This is a genomic window from Bacillus sp. BB081 (assembly GCF_008368895.1).
GTDB lineage: Bacteria > Bacillota > Bacilli > Bacillales > Bacillaceae_G > Bacillus_A > Bacillus_A wiedmannii.
In genome coordinates this window covers 1-17,442 of record NZ_QOZX01000005.1, presented here as the reverse complement: position 1 = coordinate 17,442, position 17,442 = coordinate 1, and the positions used below count along the sequence as shown (strand labels likewise).

Genomic DNA, 17,442 nt, shown 5'->3' with positions numbered 1-17,442 from the left:
TACCCTCCATTACTTCAATGTAAGAAATTCTGCAATTGGGCCAAGTACTAACATCGGGAAAAATGTTAACGCACCGACAATTACAATCGTTCCGATGAAGATACCTCCAAATAAACTATTATCTGTACGAAACGTTCCGACTGTTTCTGGCACTACCGTCTTCTCTTTCAACGAAGCTGCCACAGCTAACATCGTAATTAAACTGAAATAGCGCCCTAAAAACATAACTAAGCCAGTTGTAATATTCCAAAACGGTGTATTATCCGCTAACCCTTCAAATCCAGATCCGTTATTCGCAGCTGACGATGTGTATTCATATACCACTTGCGTTAAACCGTGGAAACTAGAATGAGAAATGGCATCCGTTCCTAAACTTGTTGAAAGAGCTAATGCTGAAAACCCTAAAATAAGCAGTGGATGAAATAGTATCGTTACCGCAATTAATTTCATTTCCTTGCCTTCAATTTTCTTACCTAAAAACTCGGGTGTCCGTCCAACCATCAATCCAGATATAAAGACTGCGATAATCGCATACATAATAATGTTCACAAAACCTGCTCCAACGCCGCCATACACTGTATTTAACATCATATTTACGAGTGGTACTAACCCGCCAATTGGTGTTAACGTATCATGCATCGTATTAACGGCTCCTGTTTCAGCAGCTGTCGTCACTGTTGCGTATAGGGAAGAAAATACTGTTCCAAATCGTACTTCTTTTCCTTCTGTACTCCCTTGTACATGTTCGATGCCCATTCCATTTAACGCTGGATTCCCATGTAATTCAGATGTAGTAATCGTTATAAACCCTAGTAAAAATACCATGAATAGTGATACGAAAAGGATACGACCTTGTTTTTTATTTCCTACCATTCGTCCGTAAGTAAATGGAAGTGCTGTTGGCAATAACATCATAAGCATCATTTGTAAAATATTACTCATTTGCCCTGGATTTTCGAAAGGATGTGTAGAGTTTGCTCCGAAAAATCCACCGCCGTTATTTCCGAGTTCCTTAATGGACACGAATGATGCAACAGGCCCACGTAATATACTTTGCTTTGCCCCATCGATTGTTTGTGCTGTAACGGCCCCGTCTAACGTTTGTGGTACACCAAGTGCGACAAAGACTAGTGCCGCAATAAATGCGATAGGAAGAAATACTCTCGTTAGTGCTCTCGTAAAATCAAAGAAAAAGTTACCGAGTTCCTTCCCAGCAAGCCCTCTTATAAACGCCATTACAAGTGCTAAAGTCGTTGCTGGTGCTGCAAACATTAAAAATGTAATTCCGATTAATTGTGATAAATAAGATAAACCATTTTCACCGCTATAATGCTGTAAGTTTGTATCAGCCATAAAACTAATCGCTGTATTAAAAGCAAGCGTAGGCTCCATCCCTTCAATGTGTGCTGGATTTAATGGCAATACTCCTTGTAGTCTGAAAATGAAATATACGACAACAATCATAAATCCATTTAATAAAACTAATGACAATGCGTACTGTTTCCACGTTTGATTGTATTCTTTTACACCCGTAATTTTAAAAATAAGTTTTTCAAAAGGCCCGAATACTTTATCTAACTTTTTACTACCTTGAAAGGCTTTCTCTAAATAAATCCCCATTGGCTTTGCCACAAGAATAAACAACAGCATGGTAATAACAACTGCGACCCAAATCATAATGAATGATTCCCCCTAATTAAAACTTTTCTGGATTTAATAATGCATACACTAAGTACACCGTAATTGCTGCAACAATAACCGATAAGGCAGCCGTCATGATTGCTTCCCTTCTTTCACAACTTTATCTGACCAACTTGCAAGACTTACCATCGATGCGACTAACACAACAAAAATCCCGATCATTACAAAATCTAACATAGCTACCCCTCTTCCTTGTAAAAATTTACCATTTAATTATCAAAAAAAGAACACTAAGCTCTACTTAGTGTTCGAAATGAACAACACAAAGTAAACCTCCTCTCTAAACGCTTACGAGGTTAGCTGTCGGATTCGGGCCTAAAGAGTAGCCCTACTTTCAAAACTGAAAGATTCACCCCAAGTGACGATGCACAAAATTGGTTCCCCCGCTCCATTTCTGGAACTCAGCGATTTTAGGTTTTTTTGGAAATTTTATGAATGATTTATGAGAGTAAATATACTCCTCTATATTTAACTTGTAAAGAGCCAAATTACTGAAAATAAGAAAATATCCATCTATTTAAACGCTTACATTGAGTGTTATTAATATGATTTCATCTGTTTTCTCATCTTTTCTTTCTTTTTCACAGAAATGATCTTTTAAATACGAAATAAAAAGAGCGAATGACATGAAGCGCATAGCTTGTTGCACTCAGCATTCGCTCTTTTTTTCACTATTTATTCTCCACGCAAAAACGCGCGCAAATTTCTCCCGCGAATATAAACTTGTGACAATTCTGCATGTAGCTGCTCATATTCGATAACATCTGTTTTTAAATATAAAGCTTCTTTCGATGGCAATATGATATAGGGCCTTGGAAAAATAGGATCAAGCACCACCAATTCTTGAACTCGCTCTACTGATACCGCCCAACGATTCGCTATATCTCCTAGTAACAACACCTTCATCTTTTTTCCCCCGCCCTATTCAAAAAATAAAAAAGAAATATTATTACAATTCGTAAACACGACAAATGTAGCCCCAATTGTTTCATAGAGCCTCGCTGGATATCGTTTATTCCTTGTAACAACAGTAATAGGTGCTTGAAAAGAAAAGCGAATGTGTTCTGTGAAGAAACTAATGATTGGAAGCTCATCCCCTAGTAAAATCACCTTCTTAATACACTCACAAATACTAGTAAAATCTTGCGCCTTACTACAGCTATAAGTCCAATCAAACCCACAATTCCTAACTTCAGCAGCTATCTCTTCATTTGCTGTAAAAATAATTAACTCATGTTGAAACGCTACTAAATCTCTTAAACTATTTACCTTGCTTTCTTCCCCAACACAAATAAGTGTTAATTCCATGTACCTCATCCTCCTTAGCATAAAAGAACTCAAACATAGATTGATATTCCCCTATACTAATCAGATCGATGAAGTGATGTATCCATCATGGCACCGTCCTCTCTCAAGACGCTTACGAAGTTAGCTGTCGGATTCGGACTTTGAGAGTAGCCCTACTTTCAAAATTGAAAGATTCACCCCGAGTGACAATGCACAAATTGGTTCCTCCGCTCCATACAATTGGACTCAGCGTATTACAAAAAATGTATTCTGGCTGATATATTACTCCTGTAATTGGAAAAAGTAAACAGAAAAAAAGCCAGTTACAAAACTGACTTTCCCCTTACTTATACACGCGTTTTATTCAATTTATACGCAAAATGATTCGTCGGCCCATGACCACTTCCAATATTCAATGGCTCTTCAATTGCTATACTAATAAATCGTTTTGCTTCTTGAACTGCCTGTTCAATCGAGTATCCTTTCGCAAGTCCTGCTGTAACTGCAGACGCAAATGTGCACCCGCTTCCATGCGTTTGCTTTGAAGGAATTCGTTCACTTCTAAATTCGATAAATTGCTCACCATCAAAGAGTAAATCAATTACTTCATTACCTTGATACTCTGCATGGCCGCCCTTCATAAGCACGTATTTCGCACCTAATTCATGCAGTACTTTCGCAGCTTCCTTACTATCTTCAACATTATGAATTTCCATCCCAGTTAACACTTCTGCTTCAGGAACATTCGGTGTTACAACGGTTGCTACTGGTAATAAATATTCTTTTAATGCTTGTACTGCTTCTTGTTGTAATAATGATGCACCGCCCTTAGCAATCATAACAGGATCTAGTACAATATTATTCCACCCAAATTTATTAATATGTTCTGCTACAATTTGAATAATTTCACTGCTAAATAACATTCCTAGTTTCACAGCATCTGGTGTTAAATCCGTACCAATTGAATTCAGCTGTTCCGTAATACCTTCTAACGGAACTGGATATACCCCTTGAACGCCAAGCGTATTTTGAGCAGTAATTGCCGTAATAGCCGTCATCCCATACACACCAAGCTCTTGGAATGTTTTTAAATCTGCTTGAATGCCGGCACCGCCTCCACTATCAGATCCTGCAATTGTTAAAGCTTTATTTACTTTCATCCCACTCATCCTTTTCTATCCAAAATAGCGATGATAAATTGTTTTTGCTTCGCTTATATCTTTCGTTCCATGTACGAGTACACGTCCATCTTTGAAAGCAACTAATCTCTTTTCTTCAACTGAAAATGATAATAAATATGGATTTACATTTAAATCATTTACGCGATCTTTCAGCAGCTCTTTGTATCGTTCAAAATCCATTTCTTCTTTATGAGGTGGCCTAATTTGAACTGTATTTCTCCCGCATAAAACTGCTGTTTTCGATGTGTTTTCTTTATTTAAATACGGGTATATCTCATTCTCTCCGCACGAAGGACAATTATGCTTACGAAGCTTTTGCACATTCATACATGAATATTCATTCTTCCACACATCAAACGACACAAGTCCATCTCGAAGTGATTCATAATCTTCCACTAACAATTTAAGAGCTTCCGTTACTTGATGAGAAACGACGAGAGATACAGCAGGTGATATAATGCCCGCTGTATCACATGTCGCCCCGCCAAGCGGAATCGATTGTAATAAACAAGATAAACATGGCGTTTTACTAGGAAGAATTGTGTAAGAAAGGCCGTAACTCCCTACACATGCTCCGTAAATCCATGGAATAGAATGTTTTTGCGCTATATCATTCACAATAAAACGTGTTTCGAAATTATCAGTTGCATCAATCATTACATCTACGTTTGTAACAAGCTCTTCTAATTCCTCAGCTGTTACATCTTGAACGAGAGCCTCTACTCTTACTTCACGATTGATCTCTGCTAGACGTTTTTTTGCCGCTACAGCCTTCGGAAGATTATTTTCTACATCACTCTCTGCGTACAATTGTTGCCTTTGTAAATTACTCCAATCGACATAATCTCGGTCAACAATCGTTACTGTGCCAACACCTGCTCTTACAAACATCTCTGCATTTGCACTACCTAATGCACCTGCACCGATAATGAGTACATGCTTTTCTCTTATCTTTCGTTGCCCCTCTTCTCCAATTGGAGAAAATAATTCTTGGCGAGAATATCGATTATTCAACTACGCTCATTCCTTCTAAAGGACTGCTTGCTGTTGCACAACGTTTACGTGCAATACGCCCCGCTTCAAATCCTAATCGTCCTGCTTCAATACTTAATTTCATTGCTTGTGCCATTTTTATTGGATCTTTTGCTCCCGATACAGCCGTATTTAATAACACACCATCCGCTCCTAATTCCATCGCAAATGCCGCATCAGCCGGGCTACCGATACCAGCGTCAACGATAACTGGCACTGTCGCTTGTTCAATAATGAAACTTAAATTTAATGGATTTACAATACCAAGCCCTGAACCGATTGGTGATGCTCCTGGCATAATTGCATGCACACCTAGTTCTTGTAATTTACGTGCTAATACAACATCATCAGATGTATACGGAAGAACGATAAATCCTTCTTCTAGTAACATTTCAGATGCCTTTAACGTTTCTACTGGATCAGGTAATAACGTTCTATCATCACCAATAACTTCTACTTTGATCATATCGCAAAGCCCCGAAGCTTTTGCTAATTTTGCAATACGAACAGCTTCTTCAGCATTTTTTGCTCCAGCTGTATTCGGTAATAACTTATATTTTTTCACATCAAGTTTCTCTAATAAATTAGGCTGCTTTGCATCAAATATATCCATACGACGTACTGCGAACGTTAAAACCTCAGCCTCAGATACATCAATTGCCTTTTGCTGTACATCAAAATCAGGGAATTTCCCTGTTCCTAATAAAAGTCTAGAATGAAATGAAAATGGTCCAATGTTTAACATAATCAACCGCCTCCTACGAAAGTTACAATCTCAATTTGGTCTCCATCAAAAACAGATGTATCTGTATGATCATCTTTTTGTAAAATATCTTTATTACGCTCTACTACTACAATTCTGTTATCTAACTCTAAATGTGTAAGTAGCTCAGCCACTGTTTTTACACTCTCTGGCACTTCCATTTGATTACCATTAATTTTTAAATTCAAACCTCCATCCCCTTTCTAAACCGGTTTAGAAAGCAATGCATCTAGCAAGTGATTCTCCTGCTTTCCTTCTATTAAATCAGCCATATACTGACCAGAAACCGGGCTTAATAAAATGCCATTTCGATAATGTCCAGTACAAGCATATAAACCTTTTATTTCTTCATGCTCTCCCATATAAGGAGCTTCGTGATTTGATTGTGGCCTTAATCCTGCCCATGTGCTTTCCCACTCTGCTTCTTTTAAAGCTGGCAATATTGTATAAGCACGCTCTAATATAGAAGTAATACTTTCTGGTTGCACTGTTTTATTAAACGTATGAGGCTTCATCGTTGCTCCAATTACGTAACGTCCACCACGCTTTGGGGCAATGTAAAATCTTTCTTGGAAAATAGGCGCCTTTAAAAGTGGTTTTCTACTTCTTACCGCTACTACTTCTCCTTTAACTGGATATGTACCCCATTCGCGGTGAAAATAACCTAGTAACTTCGTGCTCCATGAACCACCCGCAATCACGACCTTCTCGCACGCGATAATACCTTCGCTTGTAACAATCCCAGTCACTTTATTATTTTCAATACGAATATCGAACACTTCTGTCTGTTCATATATATCAGCACCCGAGAATGATGCGGAATGTGCGAATGCTTTCGTAAGCTCCGGTGCAATAACATGACCGTCTTTTGGATAATATACAGCACCTATAATTGACTCCGATAGAAACGGCTCTTTCTCTCGTAAAAGGTCTCCTGTTAGAAAATAAGAATCTTCACCTGTTTTCTGCTGCCAATCCATAATGTGAAGAATTCTTTCCTTCTCATCTTCATTTTGGGCAATGCGATAAATGCCTTTCTCTTCATATCCAATATCGATGCCTGTTTTTTCACGCAAAACTGCTGCAAGTTGTGGAAATATAGCACGGCTTTCTCTCGCAAGTTCAAATAGTGGGTCATATGCATCCCATTCTGCCTGAACCCCAAGTAAACCAGCGGCTGCTTTCGAGGCTTCAGATGCAATTCTTTGCTTCTCTATAATCGCTACTTTATGTCCTCTTTCTGCTAGAAAATGTGCAACTGAACTACCGATTACACCACCGCCAATTATCGCTACATCATACTTCTTACACATGTTTTTCCGCCCACTTTCTTATTGATTCCTTATAAGATTTCGCTTTGCTATACGGGTTATTACTACTTATAATCCCAGACATAACAGCAATACCACTGACACCGTTAGCAAGAACATCACCAGTGTTTTCCGTGGTGATTCCTCCAATTGCTGTAATCGGTATAGATAAACACTTTGCAATGACTGAAATTTCTTCAAGCCCTCTCGCTGGTACACCTTTTTTACAATCTGTCGGAAATACATGACCATAGACGAGTGAATCCGCTCCATTCTTAAATGCATCGATCGCTTCTTCTAAAGAATGCACAGAATAACCGACATGCAAATAAGAAAACTTTTCTTTCACCGACCTTACATTTGCGCTTCGATATCCGAGCTGCACGCGCGGAATGTTTAATAAAATAGCAATATCAATTCGATCATTTATTACTATCTTCGATGCTGGAAAGCCTTTCTTCAAAAGACTTTCCACACCTTCATACAAATCCTTCGTACTTTTCTCACGCTCACGAATATGCAAATAATCAATCTCACTCTCAATTTGCATCGCTACATTCACTAACTCTTCGAATGACATGTGACCATTTGAGATTACATGAAGCTCATTTTTCATATTCATTCGCCTACTTTAAAATGTTTTCGAATAATTCCTCAGCCGGAACGATTTCTTTCGTCATTCCTTTATCTTTCAGCCATTTATTTTGTTTCTCCCATGACTCTTTTGAATCCGATAAGAATGGCTCATCTTTCGTTTCCATCTTCTCTAATAAAATTTTCATGCTCTCTTTTTCAACTTCTGGTACAAGCGGGAAGTTTTCTTTTTCTTGATGGTTTAATAAAATATTTAATGCTTCATCTGGATTTTTCTTCATGAAATCATAGCCTTTTTTCGTACCACGTAAGAAAGCTTGTAACGCTTCTTTATCTTTTTTCAACGTTTTATCACCTGTTACAAATACAAGCTCATGGTAATTCGGTACACCGTAATCTGCTGGGTTAAAGTACGCTGGTTCATGACCTTCATGACGCATAACAGGTACTTCATGGTTAATATATGCCCCTGTTACCGCATCCACTTTTTTCGTAATTAATGCCGGTACTAAATCAAAGCCAACATCGACTACTTTCACTGTATCTGGATTACCACCAGCTTCTTTTACCATCGTTTTTAAATACATCTCACTTAAAGGTGTTCCAGAATAGCCAACTGTTTTCCCCTCTAAATCTTTTGGCGATTGAATGCCTGCTGATTTCAGCGATACAACATGATTTAATGGTGAACGTACGACAGCTCCAATTGATTTCACTGGAATTTGTTCATTTGCTTTTGCCATGACAACGTCTGGCTGATAATATAAGCCAACCGTTACTTTTCCTGCAGCTGCTAAAGTTAATGGATCAGTCGGATTAGAAGGGAATTTTATATTCACCTTTACTCCTTCTTCTTTAAAATAGCCTTTTTCAATTGCTGCATAAATAAAGCTATGTACCGCATTTGGGTACCAATCAAGCATGACCGTTATTTCTTTTTCCTTTTTCCCCTTATCTGACGCTGAATTACTAGAACATCCAGTAATCATTGCAACTAATAATGTCAACACAAAGATGCGTTTTAAAAATTTCATGAATACTTCCTCCAACTAATAAATTTCTTTTCTAATACTGAGATAAGTATGACGAAGAAAATAGCTAATAATGATAACAATACAATGGGTGCAAATACACCTGCTCCGTCTAACTGCGTCATCATTCTTTTACTGAAATATCCAAGCCCAGCTTGTGCACCGAGCCATTCACCGATTGCTGCCCCAATTACACTAAGCGGAACTGCAATTTTTAAAGCTGAGAAAAAATAAGGAAGAGCAGACGGCAATTTTAATTTAAGAAAAACATCTTTTTTCGTTGCCCCATACGTAAATAATAGCTCCTCCCATTCTTTTTTCGTACTGCGTAGTCCATCATACGTATTGACCGCAATTGGGAAAAACGTAATTAAAACAGTAACAACAACCTTACTCCAGATCGTATATCCAAACCATAAAACAAAGAGCGGAGCAAGCGCTGTAATCGGAATCGTTTGTGAGGCAACCAATAGTGGATAAAATGCTCTCTCCATCCAATTACTCGCATTCATTAACATCGCTAGCCCTACCCCAAGTACGATAGAAATAGCCACCCCTATTAAAACGACGGATAAGGTTGCCGGCAAATGAACCGTAAATAATATATCTTTTAGTTTCCAGATCTTCATCACAATTGCAGACGGTGACGGTAAAATGTACATTTCGTCTACGATTCTTGCGCCTACTTCCCAAAAGGCAAGTAAAATACTAGTAAGTGTAAGGGCAGGTAATAGCTCCTTCAACCGGTTAATCATACGAGTACCTGCCTTTGTAACATACTAAGAAGCTCATCTTTAAGCGCTAACACTTCAGGCTTATATAAATCTTTTCTTGTTCGATTACGATCAAGTGGTACGACCCTCTCGGTTAAAGTAGTTATCGGTTGCTGCTCTACTACTAAAATTCGATTAGAAAGAAACAACGCTTCTTCCACATCATGAGTGATAAATAAAATTGTTTTTTCCCACTCTTTCCATTGTTCAAACAGCCATTCTTGCAAAGATGCCTTCGTTAAAGCGTCCAACGCGCTAAACGGTTCATCTAACAACAATATCTCCCCGCCTGTTAATAAAGTTCGAATAAAAGATACGCGTTGTCTCATACCACCAGATAAATCTTTCGGATATTTTGTCTCATACCCTTGTAAGCCAAATTTATGTAACAGTTCCTTTGCCTTTATTTGTGCTTCTTTCTTCTGTACACCTTGGCACTCTAGCGGTAGGGCAGCATTCTCAATAATCGTTCTCCATGGCAGGAGCATATCTTTTTGGGGCATATACCCTACAGGATGGCTCTTTGTTTCTGTCAGCTCTATCTGTCCCGTACTTGCTTCTTCTAAACCTGTAATAAGGCGAAATAGAGTACTTTTGCCGCATCCACTCGGTCCAATAATACTTACAAACTCTTTATCTTGTATAGAAGCATTTAATTCATTGATGATTGGTTTCTCATCATAATGAAAAGAAACATTATGAAACTGTAGTATGTTCTTGCTCCTCAAATCCCCACATCTCCTTACGATAGGACATATCCCAGAATAAATATTCAAATCGACTGGAATATAGGAATATCTCCTCTAATCGATCTAGCTCTTTGTCAGACTTTCCAACTGCCATTTCATTTAATAAATCGATTAACCAAATACAAAGGCTACCGTATTCTTCCGAACTATATCCTTGAATCCACTCACCAAAGAACTCATGATCTCTTGCTCCAGGAATATCGTTTAAACGCTTTCCAATTTCCCAGTAGCTCCACATACATGGAAGAAGTGCTGCTATTAATTCCGCAAGTGTGCCATTTTGAGATACAGACATCATGTAATTTGTATAGGCTAAATTTTTAGCAGATGGTTTTGCAGATTCTATCTCCTCTATAGAAATACCAAGTCTTTTTGCATATTGTTTATGGATCGTCATTTCTCCATTTAATATGCCATCAATTTGTTCAGCAAATTTCCCCATTACTTGTGGATTCGTTGCTTTTACAACACCAATCGCATATAGCTTTGCATAATCTAACAAATATAAATAATCTTGAATAATATAATACTGAAACTTATCTTTTTCTAACGTGCCATCTCCCATACCTACTACAAACGGATGATTATGACTCATCTCCCAAACTTGTTGTACAGTTTCTAATAATCTATCGCAAAATTTCATTTCGCTATCCCCTTTCAATTTATATATCTAAATAAAAAACCACTTCTAAATAAGAAGTGGTTACAGCAAATAAAATTATAATTTATTCGTTGCTCCACTTCCCTTCGCTAGTATTACCTAGATCAGGTCTGTAAGGGTTAAGGATTATTCCTCTCTCAGCACAACAAGCACCCCTAGTGGTTTCAATATGAAATTTTCAAACAAAAAAGCCCCGTTTCTATACGCAAAGAAACGGGGACTCATTATTAGTGTCCGTATTGCTTCCCTACGCTAGCATAATCTAGATCAGGTAATGAAAAGGATCAAAGGCTTACGGCCTACTCTCAGCTGGCAACACCAGCTCTCCTAGCAAACTATGAAATTAACACTGTCAGTATAACACCGTAATAAGACATCATCAACTATTTTAATTTTCTCAATTGTCAACAAAATAACAAAACTATATAATACTTATATTCTATCTTAGAAATTATTATCCTAATTAATTGGATAAAAAGGAATCATTATCCTCAAAAAATTTATTTTTATATTGATTTCATATTACATTTATGTGAATACACCCACTATATTATATCTTTATACTATAATAAAATTACAACTATACAACTAGAGGAGGTCTCTATTATATGAATATGAAAGCTACTGCTTTAACAGCAACTACTGTCGCAATTGCCTCTTTACTTCCTTCTATGGGAGAAACAAATGTACAAACAGCCAACGCTGAACAATTATCTAATGTGAAAACTGGATATGTCAAAGTCGATCAAGTAGCCTTACATACAAAAGATAACGCAAATAGCTCATCAATTGATACAATTCGCTTTAATACGAAAGTAAACATACTTGAAACAACTAATGGCTGGTATAAAGTATCTGTTAATAATAAAGTAGGTTACGTACAAAAAGATGCTATTCTACTAAAAAACAAACTTCAATCTAATAATCAATACATCGTTAATGCCAATGCATTAAACGTTCGTTCTGAACCTAATTTAGAATCTTCAATTTTAGATGTATTACCAAATGGAAAATTCGTTACCATTCAAGAAGAACAAGGCGAGTGGTATAAAATTTTACATAATGGCAAAACAGGTTACGTACAAAAAGCATTCGTGTCTAATGGTTCACAACCTTTAGTAAAAGGCATCACAGTTCAAAATAATACGAAATACACAGTTGCAACACCTAAACTTAATGTACGTGGCAACGCTAGTACAAGTAGTGCACTACTTGGTTCATTACAAAATGGTACACAAATACAAGTAGTGGAAACTGTAGGAACTTGGTATAAAATTCGTTTTGGCACAGGATACGGATACGTAGCAAAACATTATGTGATGCAAAATCAATCACAAGCTCAAACGGCTCAACCTACTTCCATTCCAGCAGTTTTCAAATTCCCTACTCAAGGAAGAATTAGCTCAACCTTTGATATACGCTGGGAACAAATGCATTATGGTATAGATATTGCAGCTCAAGGTAATGTCTCTATCCAGGCGGCAGCTGCAGGTAAAGTTGTGAAATCATATTATTCAGCTAGCTATGGCAATGTTGTGTTCATCGCCCATCAAATAAACGGGAAATTATATACGACAGTCTATGCTCACATGAAAGATCGCACTGTACAAGCTGGTGATCAAGTACAAGCTGGACAATTAGTAGGTCATATGGGCAACACAGGTCATTCATACGGGCAACATCTTCATTTTGAATTACACAATGGAGAATGGAATTTTGAAAAAACAAATGCAGTAAACCCACTGCCATATTTAGTTAGGTAAATTGTATGCAACGCAATATCAATATACCTCTCTTAATTGAATACTTAGCCTTTTTAGGTTTAATCTGTTGTTTAATCATTTACAATACAAACACTGTATTTTTATCTATTATCATTGCTTTTGTGGCTTTAGAAATTATGATGGAATCCTTTCAAGTACAACTAAAACAAAAAATTGCCCATATATGTAATGCCATCTTTCTATTAAGTGCCCTAATAACAAATATTATTAGTAATGGTTTTTATTTATCTACCGTATTTCCTGTATTCTTTATGGCTGTTTTATTATTCATAGCTAGATACATTCACGTCCCTACTAACAAAAAACACGAACAAAAAGCTTAGAAAGAGGAGACACTGTGTACCGATCTTTCAAAGATAATCCGATAAAATATATATTGAATTTATACACGAAAATAAATACTTTTTTTGGTATACAAGGAAGTAATACGGCACAATTTCTCCTTTATGGAATGTTATTTCTCGTCTTAATTGCGTTCTCCTTGCTTTACTAATAAAAAAAGGATCTCACATAAACTTGAGATCCTTTTTAATTTATATAGAAAATGCTCTTTATCCACAAGCATATTTTTCATAAATAAAGCTAAGATTATATTTTTTCTCTAAGCTCATTCTTTGTTCATCATCACACCAATAGAACAGAATATCATGAATTGTTGCATAACGTTTATTTTTAAGAAATAGTTTAAAGAATGATGGTAAACAATCATGTAATTGTATAAATATATAATTGCGTAATATTTCTTCTTTATATTCAATGCCCTTACAAATATACAGCAATTCTTCACAATAATATGCATGTTGTGGAACTTGAATCATTTCGAAAAATGGCACATATGATAATAACTTCCCGATAAAATGATCATATCGATCCATTATTCCTATCGTCATATGCTCCATCATTTCTTTCATTACATATAAATAATCATCTACATGAGTAGTTTTCAATGGGTCTAATCGATCTGAAATTTGAGAAAGTACAGCTCTTTGACAAGCTAACACCGCTTGACTAGGTCCATAATATGATAGGAAGTCTGTACACTTACGATATTTTCGTAATAAGTCATGTGTGTATAAGTCATACACAAACGTATTACAATACATCGCTAGACTCATCATATCACTATTTAATTGCTCTTTTGATAGTAATTTAGCTCTCTTACACATATAAAAGAATGTAAATTCTAATACTTCTTTATGAGATAATAGATGTTTACAATCCGTTATACATTTCTCATTAAATTTAACCCTATCCCAAATTTCTACATCCCCATCAGTCAATTCACCAATACGATATTTAATAATTAAATAGTTTAAAGCAACCGCTTGCGTCAACAGATCCCACGTTTCATATTCCAATGAAGTGTGAACAAACTCAGCTAGTCCTTGAGTTATCATAAAAGTATTTGCTTCTTCATACCAACCAATCTCTTGGCATAAACGAAGAATACGTACTAAAGTTGGAATTTCATCTTTATGAAACTGCGGCAAATTCTTTACTTTATCCATTCCATATACGATAAATGCCGCTAAATTTTCTTCTTTATAAAATTCTTTTTCTTTCCACACTAATATAGTTCGTTCTTTCCCTTCGCCTTTTGGATGACAAGGTACAAGCAAAGAAAATAATTCAGCGAAATTATTTGGTTCTATATATGTATCTGTAACCAAATTCCAATTTGGATCGCGCTGTACAGCCCTCATATAATTCCCCTTCCCTTTTGTCTACATAGGAAATATTAATCCATTATTACATCATTAACGATGAATATTGTTATATTCGAAATCTTTCATAATACTTATATCTATCAGTATATCATTTTTTCTCTTATTAAAAATTAAGAATGACAAATTTAAAAAAAACTGTCGAAATTACTAACCATATATTTATTATATAATGTCTCAGATACATCATGCTAACATATTAGTTTAATCCATATATACTAGAATAATGCATCTGATTTTTATACGTAACTTATTCCACTAATTAAAATCTCTCTTCATTCCGTATGCTCCGAGATTTCACTTAAAGCGAATCCCGCTTGATCATCTGCCAATTCTCTTATAGCTAAATCACCTAGTGCTAGCATCCCAACGAGTTGACCACCCTCAACTACTGGTAATCGTCTAATTTGATACTGTGCCATTAACTCTGTAGCTTTTTCAATAGAATCATCTGGAGAAACTGAAACAATGTTTGTTGTCATTACATTTGTAATTTTATTAGATCCAGGATGTTTCTCAGCAATCCCACGAACAACTAAATCTCGGTCCGTAACAAGCCCAACAACTTGCTCATTTTCAACAACTGGAATCAATCCAATCGATTCTTCTTTCATCTTTACAGCAGCCTCATATACATTGTCTAGCGGTGTGCAATGTACAACATGAGTACTCATAAAGTCTCTCACTCGTGTCATTTTTGTCTCCTCCTTTTTATACATACCATAGCTTTTCCTAAATCCCTTTATTTATTTCAGGAAAATCGGTTGATAAAGGAGGATTCCACAAAATAAAAAAGAGCCAGCATATTGCTGACTCTTTTTTTTATGACCCGTACGGGATTCGAACCCGTGTTACCGCCGTGAAAGGGCGGTGTCTTAACCACTTGACCAACGGGCCATGGCTCCGCAGGTAGGACTCGAACCTACGACCGATCGGTTAACAGCCGATAGCTCTACCACTGAGCTACTGCGGAATAATATATGGTGGGCCTAAATGGACTCGAACCATCGACCTCACGCTTATCAGGCGTGCGCTCTAACCAGCTGAGCTATAGGCCCATACACTTTTACAGGGGCATTATTTAATCAACCCACACTGGAGGTTTTGGAGACCTCAGTTCTACCTTTAAACTATGCCCCTAAAGGATGCCGACTAGAGGACTTGAACCCCCAACCTACTGATTACAAGTCAGTTGCTCTACCAATTGAGCTAAGTCGGCATAAAAAAATGGTGGCTCGGGACGGAATCGAACCGCCGACACGAGGATTTTCAGTCCTCTGCTCTACCGACTGAGCTACCGAGCCAACATAAATGGCGGTCCCGACCGGGGTCGAACCGGCGATCTCCTGCGTGACAGGCAGGCATGTTAACCACTACACCACGGGACCATTTGGTTGCGGGGACAGGATTTGAACCTGCGACCTTCGGGTTATGAGCCCGACGAGCTACCGTGCTGCTCCACCCCGCGACAATATAATGTTTTTTAAAAAATGGAGGAGGTAGAGGGATTCGAACCCCCGCGCGACTCTCGCCGCCTGTCGGTTTTCAAGACCGATCCCTTCAGCCGAACTTGGGTATACCTCCATGAAGGAAAAAATAAAAATTTTATTATTATATGTATCTAAACCATTTAAAAAGAAAATGGAGGAGGTAGAGGGATTCGAACCCCCGCGCGATTCTCACCGCCTGTCGGTTTTCAAGACCGATCCCTTCAGCCGAACTTGGGTATACCTCCGAGACATATAATAAATAAAGTGGAGCCTAGCGGGATCGAACCGCTGACCTCCTGCGTGCAAGGCAGGCGCTCTCCCAGCTGAGCTAAGGCCCCATGTTTTTGGGAATATCGGGAAGACAGGATTTGAACCTGCGACCCCCTGGTCCCAAACCAGGTGCTCTACCAAGCTGAGCCACTTCCCGTTAATAAAAGCGCGCCCGAGAGGAGTCGAACCCCTAACCTCTTGATCCGTAGTCAAACGCTCTATCCAATTGAGCTACGGGCGCATATGGTGCCGAGGGCGGGGGTCGAACCCGCACGGTGGTCACCCACCGCAGGATTTTAAGTCCTGTGCGTCTGCCTGTTCCGCCACCCCGGCATGTCATATTGAAAATTGGAGCGGAAGACGGGATTCGAACCCGCGACCCCAACCTTGGCAAGGTTGTATTCTACCACTGAACTACTTCCGCAAGACATGTTTGAGTTATTTTATTAAAAGTGCGGGTGAAGGGAGTCGAACCCCCACGCCAAAGGCGCTAGATCCTAAGTCTAGTGCGTCTGCCAATTCCGCCACACCCGCATATTTTGTTAAAATGGTGAGCCATGAAGGATTCGAACCTTCGACCCTCTGATTAAAAGTCAGATGCTCTACCAACTGAGCTAATGGCTCTTAATGGCTGGGCTAGCTGGATTCGAACCAGCGCATGACGGAGTCAAAGTCCGTTGCCTTACCGCTTGGCTATAGCCCATTAATTAAGAATGGTGGAGGGGGGCAGATTCGAACTGCCGAACCCGAAGGAGCGGATTTACAGTCCGCCGCGTTTAGCCACTTCGCTACCCCTCCGACATATATGGTGGAGGATGACGGGATCGAACCGCCGACCCCCTGCTTGTAAGGCAGGTGCTCTCCCAGCTGAGCTAATCCTCCATTTTGCCTGGCAACGTCCTACTCTCACAGGGACAAGGTCCCAACTACCATCGGCGCTAGAGAGCTTAACTTCCGTGTTCGGTATGGGAACGGGTGTGACCTCTCTGCCATCATTACCAGACTATATTCATTTAAGACAAGAATCATTATAACTTATTTAACTTTTAAAGTCAACAAGTTTTTTATATTCTTTCAAAACTAGATAACATT

At 38.1% G+C, this 17,442-nt stretch carries 20 protein-coding genes, 19 tRNA genes, 1 rRNA gene and 4 riboswitches; of the genes, 2 read left to right on the top strand and 38 right to left on the bottom strand.

Annotated features, from left to right (window positions below; translation table 11 throughout):
- Window positions 1–9 precede the first annotated feature (9 nt).
- The 16 genes from kdpA to tenA form a co-directional block, all read right to left on the bottom strand.
- A complete protein-coding gene (gene kdpA, locus DN394_RS03045; protein WP_097917906.1) occupies window positions 10–1,677 on the bottom strand; it encodes a potassium-transporting ATPase subunit KdpA in 1,668 nt (555 codons plus the stop codon).
- Between the two features lie 19 nt (window positions 1,678–1,696).
- The gene (gene kdpF, locus DN394_RS03040; protein WP_046960258.1) at window positions 1,697–1,777 is read right to left on the bottom strand and encodes a K(+)-transporting ATPase subunit F; all 81 of its coding nucleotides are present in this window, start codon (window positions 1,775–1,777) and stop codon (window positions 1,697–1,699) included.
- The gene (locus DN394_RS03035) at window positions 1,774–1,878 is read right to left on the bottom strand and encodes a SipW-dependent-type signal peptide-containing protein (RefSeq protein WP_046960257.1); all 105 of its coding nucleotides are present in this window, start codon (window positions 1,876–1,878) and stop codon (window positions 1,774–1,776) included. The genes kdpF and DN394_RS03035 overlap by 4 nt, the downstream gene beginning before the upstream one ends.
- 94 nt (window positions 1,879–1,972) lie before the next feature.
- Window positions 1,973–2,118, bottom strand: a riboswitch (cyclic di-AMP (ydaO/yuaA leader).
- A gap of 100 nt (window positions 2,119–2,218) precedes the next feature.
- Window positions 2,219–2,350, bottom strand: coding sequence for a hypothetical protein (locus DN394_RS29280; RefSeq protein WP_076535694.1), 132 nt, complete (start codon window positions 2,348–2,350; stop codon window positions 2,219–2,221).
- A 26-nt stretch (window positions 2,351–2,376) separates the two neighbouring features.
- Entirely contained in the window at window positions 2,377–2,607 is a 231-nt protein-coding gene (locus tag DN394_RS03030) for a hypothetical protein (protein ID WP_046960256.1), read from the bottom strand.
- A 15-nt stretch (window positions 2,608–2,622) separates the two neighbouring features.
- Window positions 2,623–3,009, bottom strand: a complete 387-nt coding sequence (locus DN394_RS03025) for a hypothetical protein (RefSeq protein WP_046960255.1) — start codon at window positions 3,007–3,009, stop codon at window positions 2,623–2,625.
- 93 nt (window positions 3,010–3,102) lie between these two features.
- Window positions 3,103–3,250: riboswitch (cyclic di-AMP (ydaO/yuaA leader) on the bottom strand.
- 85 nt (window positions 3,251–3,335) lie between these two features.
- Window positions 3,336–4,157 carry a bifunctional hydroxymethylpyrimidine kinase/phosphomethylpyrimidine kinase gene (gene thiD, locus DN394_RS03020; protein ID WP_098109820.1) on the bottom strand — a complete coding sequence of 274 codons (822 nt, stop codon included), beginning with the start codon at window positions 4,155–4,157 and terminating at the stop codon, window positions 3,336–3,338.
- Between the two features lie 6 nt (window positions 4,158–4,163).
- Window positions 4,164–5,183, bottom strand: coding sequence for a thiazole biosynthesis adenylyltransferase ThiF (gene thiF, locus DN394_RS03015; protein ID WP_098705562.1), 1,020 nt, complete (start codon window positions 5,181–5,183; stop codon window positions 4,164–4,166).
- Complete coding sequence (thiG, locus tag DN394_RS03010) at window positions 5,176–5,946, bottom strand: thiazole synthase (protein ID WP_000931990.1); 771 nt, start codon at window positions 5,944–5,946, stop codon at window positions 5,176–5,178. The genes thiF and thiG overlap by 8 nt, the downstream gene beginning before the upstream one ends.
- Window positions 5,947–5,948: 2 nt before the next feature.
- A complete protein-coding gene (thiS, locus tag DN394_RS03005) occupies window positions 5,949–6,152 on the bottom strand; it encodes a sulfur carrier protein ThiS (protein ID WP_001049512.1) in 204 nt (67 codons plus the stop codon).
- A 15-nt stretch (window positions 6,153–6,167) separates the two neighbouring features.
- Entirely contained in the window at window positions 6,168–7,277 is a 1,110-nt protein-coding gene (thiO, locus tag DN394_RS03000) for a glycine oxidase ThiO (protein ID WP_149293592.1), read from the bottom strand.
- A complete protein-coding gene (gene tenI / locus DN394_RS02995; protein ID WP_087985841.1) occupies window positions 7,270–7,890 on the bottom strand; it encodes a thiazole tautomerase TenI in 621 nt (206 codons plus the stop codon). The genes thiO and tenI overlap by 8 nt, the downstream gene beginning before the upstream one ends.
- 10 nt (window positions 7,891–7,900) lie before the next feature.
- The gene (locus DN394_RS02990; RefSeq protein WP_098110422.1) at window positions 7,901–8,902 is read right to left on the bottom strand and encodes an ABC transporter substrate-binding protein; all 1,002 of its coding nucleotides are present in this window, start codon (window positions 8,900–8,902) and stop codon (window positions 7,901–7,903) included.
- On the bottom strand, window positions 8,899–9,654 hold the full coding sequence (locus tag DN394_RS02985; protein WP_176542354.1) for an ABC transporter permease: 756 nt from the start codon (window positions 9,652–9,654) through the stop codon (window positions 8,899–8,901). The genes DN394_RS02990 and DN394_RS02985 overlap by 4 nt, the downstream gene beginning before the upstream one ends.
- Complete coding sequence (locus DN394_RS02980; protein ID WP_001256807.1) at window positions 9,651–10,400, bottom strand: ABC transporter ATP-binding protein; 750 nt, start codon at window positions 10,398–10,400, stop codon at window positions 9,651–9,653. Before DN394_RS02980 ends, DN394_RS02985 begins: the two co-directional genes overlap by 4 nt.
- Window positions 10,369–11,064, bottom strand: coding sequence for a thiaminase II (gene tenA / locus DN394_RS02975; protein ID WP_098110423.1), 696 nt, complete (start codon window positions 11,062–11,064; stop codon window positions 10,369–10,371). Before tenA ends, DN394_RS02980 begins: the two co-directional genes overlap by 32 nt.
- A gap of 82 nt (window positions 11,065–11,146) precedes the next feature.
- Window positions 11,147–11,249: riboswitch (TPP riboswitch) on the bottom strand.
- Window positions 11,250–11,309: 60 nt separating this feature from the next.
- Window positions 11,310–11,421, bottom strand: a riboswitch (TPP riboswitch).
- A 269-nt stretch (window positions 11,422–11,690) separates the two neighbouring features.
- Between tenA and DN394_RS02970 the strand changes: the two genes are divergently transcribed.
- A complete protein-coding gene (locus tag DN394_RS02970) occupies window positions 11,691–12,845 on the top strand; it encodes an SH3 domain-containing protein (protein WP_046960248.1) in 1,155 nt (384 codons plus the stop codon).
- Between the two features lie 5 nt (window positions 12,846–12,850).
- Window positions 12,851–13,189 (top strand): hypothetical protein, encoded by a 339-nt coding sequence (locus tag DN394_RS02965; protein ID WP_149293591.1) that lies wholly within the window; start codon window positions 12,851–12,853, stop codon window positions 13,187–13,189.
- A 228-nt stretch (window positions 13,190–13,417) separates the two neighbouring features.
- On the opposite strand, the gene DN394_RS02960 is transcribed toward DN394_RS02965, so the two are convergent.
- The 22 genes from DN394_RS02960 to rrf form a co-directional block, all read right to left on the bottom strand.
- Window positions 13,418–14,569, bottom strand: coding sequence for a DUF3965 domain-containing protein (locus tag DN394_RS02960; protein ID WP_046956752.1), 1,152 nt, complete (start codon window positions 14,567–14,569; stop codon window positions 13,418–13,420).
- Window positions 14,570–14,865: 296 nt separating this feature from the next.
- Window positions 14,866–15,285: a CBS domain-containing protein gene (locus tag DN394_RS02955; RefSeq protein ID WP_000199000.1), complete on the bottom strand. Its 420-nt coding sequence runs from the start codon at window positions 15,283–15,285 to the stop codon at window positions 14,866–14,868.
- Window positions 15,286–15,415: 130 nt separating this feature from the next.
- Window positions 15,416–15,487 (bottom strand) — tRNA-Glu (locus DN394_RS02950).
- 1 nt (window position 15,488) lies between these two features.
- A tRNA-Asn gene (locus DN394_RS02945) sits at window positions 15,489–15,563 on the bottom strand.
- Between the two features lie 8 nt (window positions 15,564–15,571).
- Window positions 15,572–15,648 (bottom strand) — tRNA-Ile (locus tag DN394_RS02940).
- An 88-nt stretch (window positions 15,649–15,736) separates the two neighbouring features.
- Window positions 15,737–15,809: transfer RNA gene (locus tag DN394_RS02935), tRNA-Thr, on the bottom strand.
- A 9-nt stretch (window positions 15,810–15,818) separates the two neighbouring features.
- Window positions 15,819–15,894: transfer RNA gene (locus tag DN394_RS02930), tRNA-Phe, on the bottom strand.
- An 8-nt stretch (window positions 15,895–15,902) separates the two neighbouring features.
- A tRNA-Asp gene (locus DN394_RS02925) sits at window positions 15,903–15,978 on the bottom strand.
- Between the two features lie 3 nt (window positions 15,979–15,981).
- Window positions 15,982–16,058, bottom strand: a tRNA-Met gene (locus DN394_RS02920).
- Between the two features lie 23 nt (window positions 16,059–16,081).
- A tRNA-Ser gene (locus DN394_RS02915) sits at window positions 16,082–16,174 on the bottom strand.
- Window positions 16,175–16,232: 58 nt separating this feature from the next.
- Window positions 16,233–16,325, bottom strand: a tRNA-Ser gene (locus tag DN394_RS02910).
- Between the two features lie 20 nt (window positions 16,326–16,345).
- A tRNA-Ala gene (locus tag DN394_RS02905) sits at window positions 16,346–16,418 on the bottom strand.
- 15 nt (window positions 16,419–16,433) lie between these two features.
- Window positions 16,434–16,507: transfer RNA gene (locus DN394_RS02900), tRNA-Pro, on the bottom strand.
- A gap of 10 nt (window positions 16,508–16,517) precedes the next feature.
- Window positions 16,518–16,591 (bottom strand) — tRNA-Arg (locus DN394_RS02895).
- Between the two features lie 3 nt (window positions 16,592–16,594).
- Window positions 16,595–16,683: transfer RNA gene (locus DN394_RS02890), tRNA-Leu, on the bottom strand.
- 16 nt (window positions 16,684–16,699) lie between these two features.
- Window positions 16,700–16,774, bottom strand: a tRNA-Gly gene (locus DN394_RS02885).
- Between the two features lie 29 nt (window positions 16,775–16,803).
- Window positions 16,804–16,884, bottom strand: a tRNA-Leu gene (locus tag DN394_RS02880).
- A gap of 14 nt (window positions 16,885–16,898) precedes the next feature.
- Window positions 16,899–16,974: transfer RNA gene (locus DN394_RS02875), tRNA-Lys, on the bottom strand.
- A gap of 4 nt (window positions 16,975–16,978) precedes the next feature.
- Window positions 16,979–17,053, bottom strand: a tRNA-Gln gene (locus DN394_RS02870).
- An 11-nt stretch (window positions 17,054–17,064) separates the two neighbouring features.
- Window positions 17,065–17,148: transfer RNA gene (locus DN394_RS02865), tRNA-Tyr, on the bottom strand.
- An 8-nt stretch (window positions 17,149–17,156) separates the two neighbouring features.
- Window positions 17,157–17,232, bottom strand: a tRNA-Val gene (locus DN394_RS02860).
- Window positions 17,233–17,237: 5 nt separating this feature from the next.
- Window positions 17,238–17,353, bottom strand: a 5S ribosomal RNA gene (gene rrf, locus DN394_RS02855).
- Window positions 17,354–17,442 lie beyond the last annotated feature (89 nt).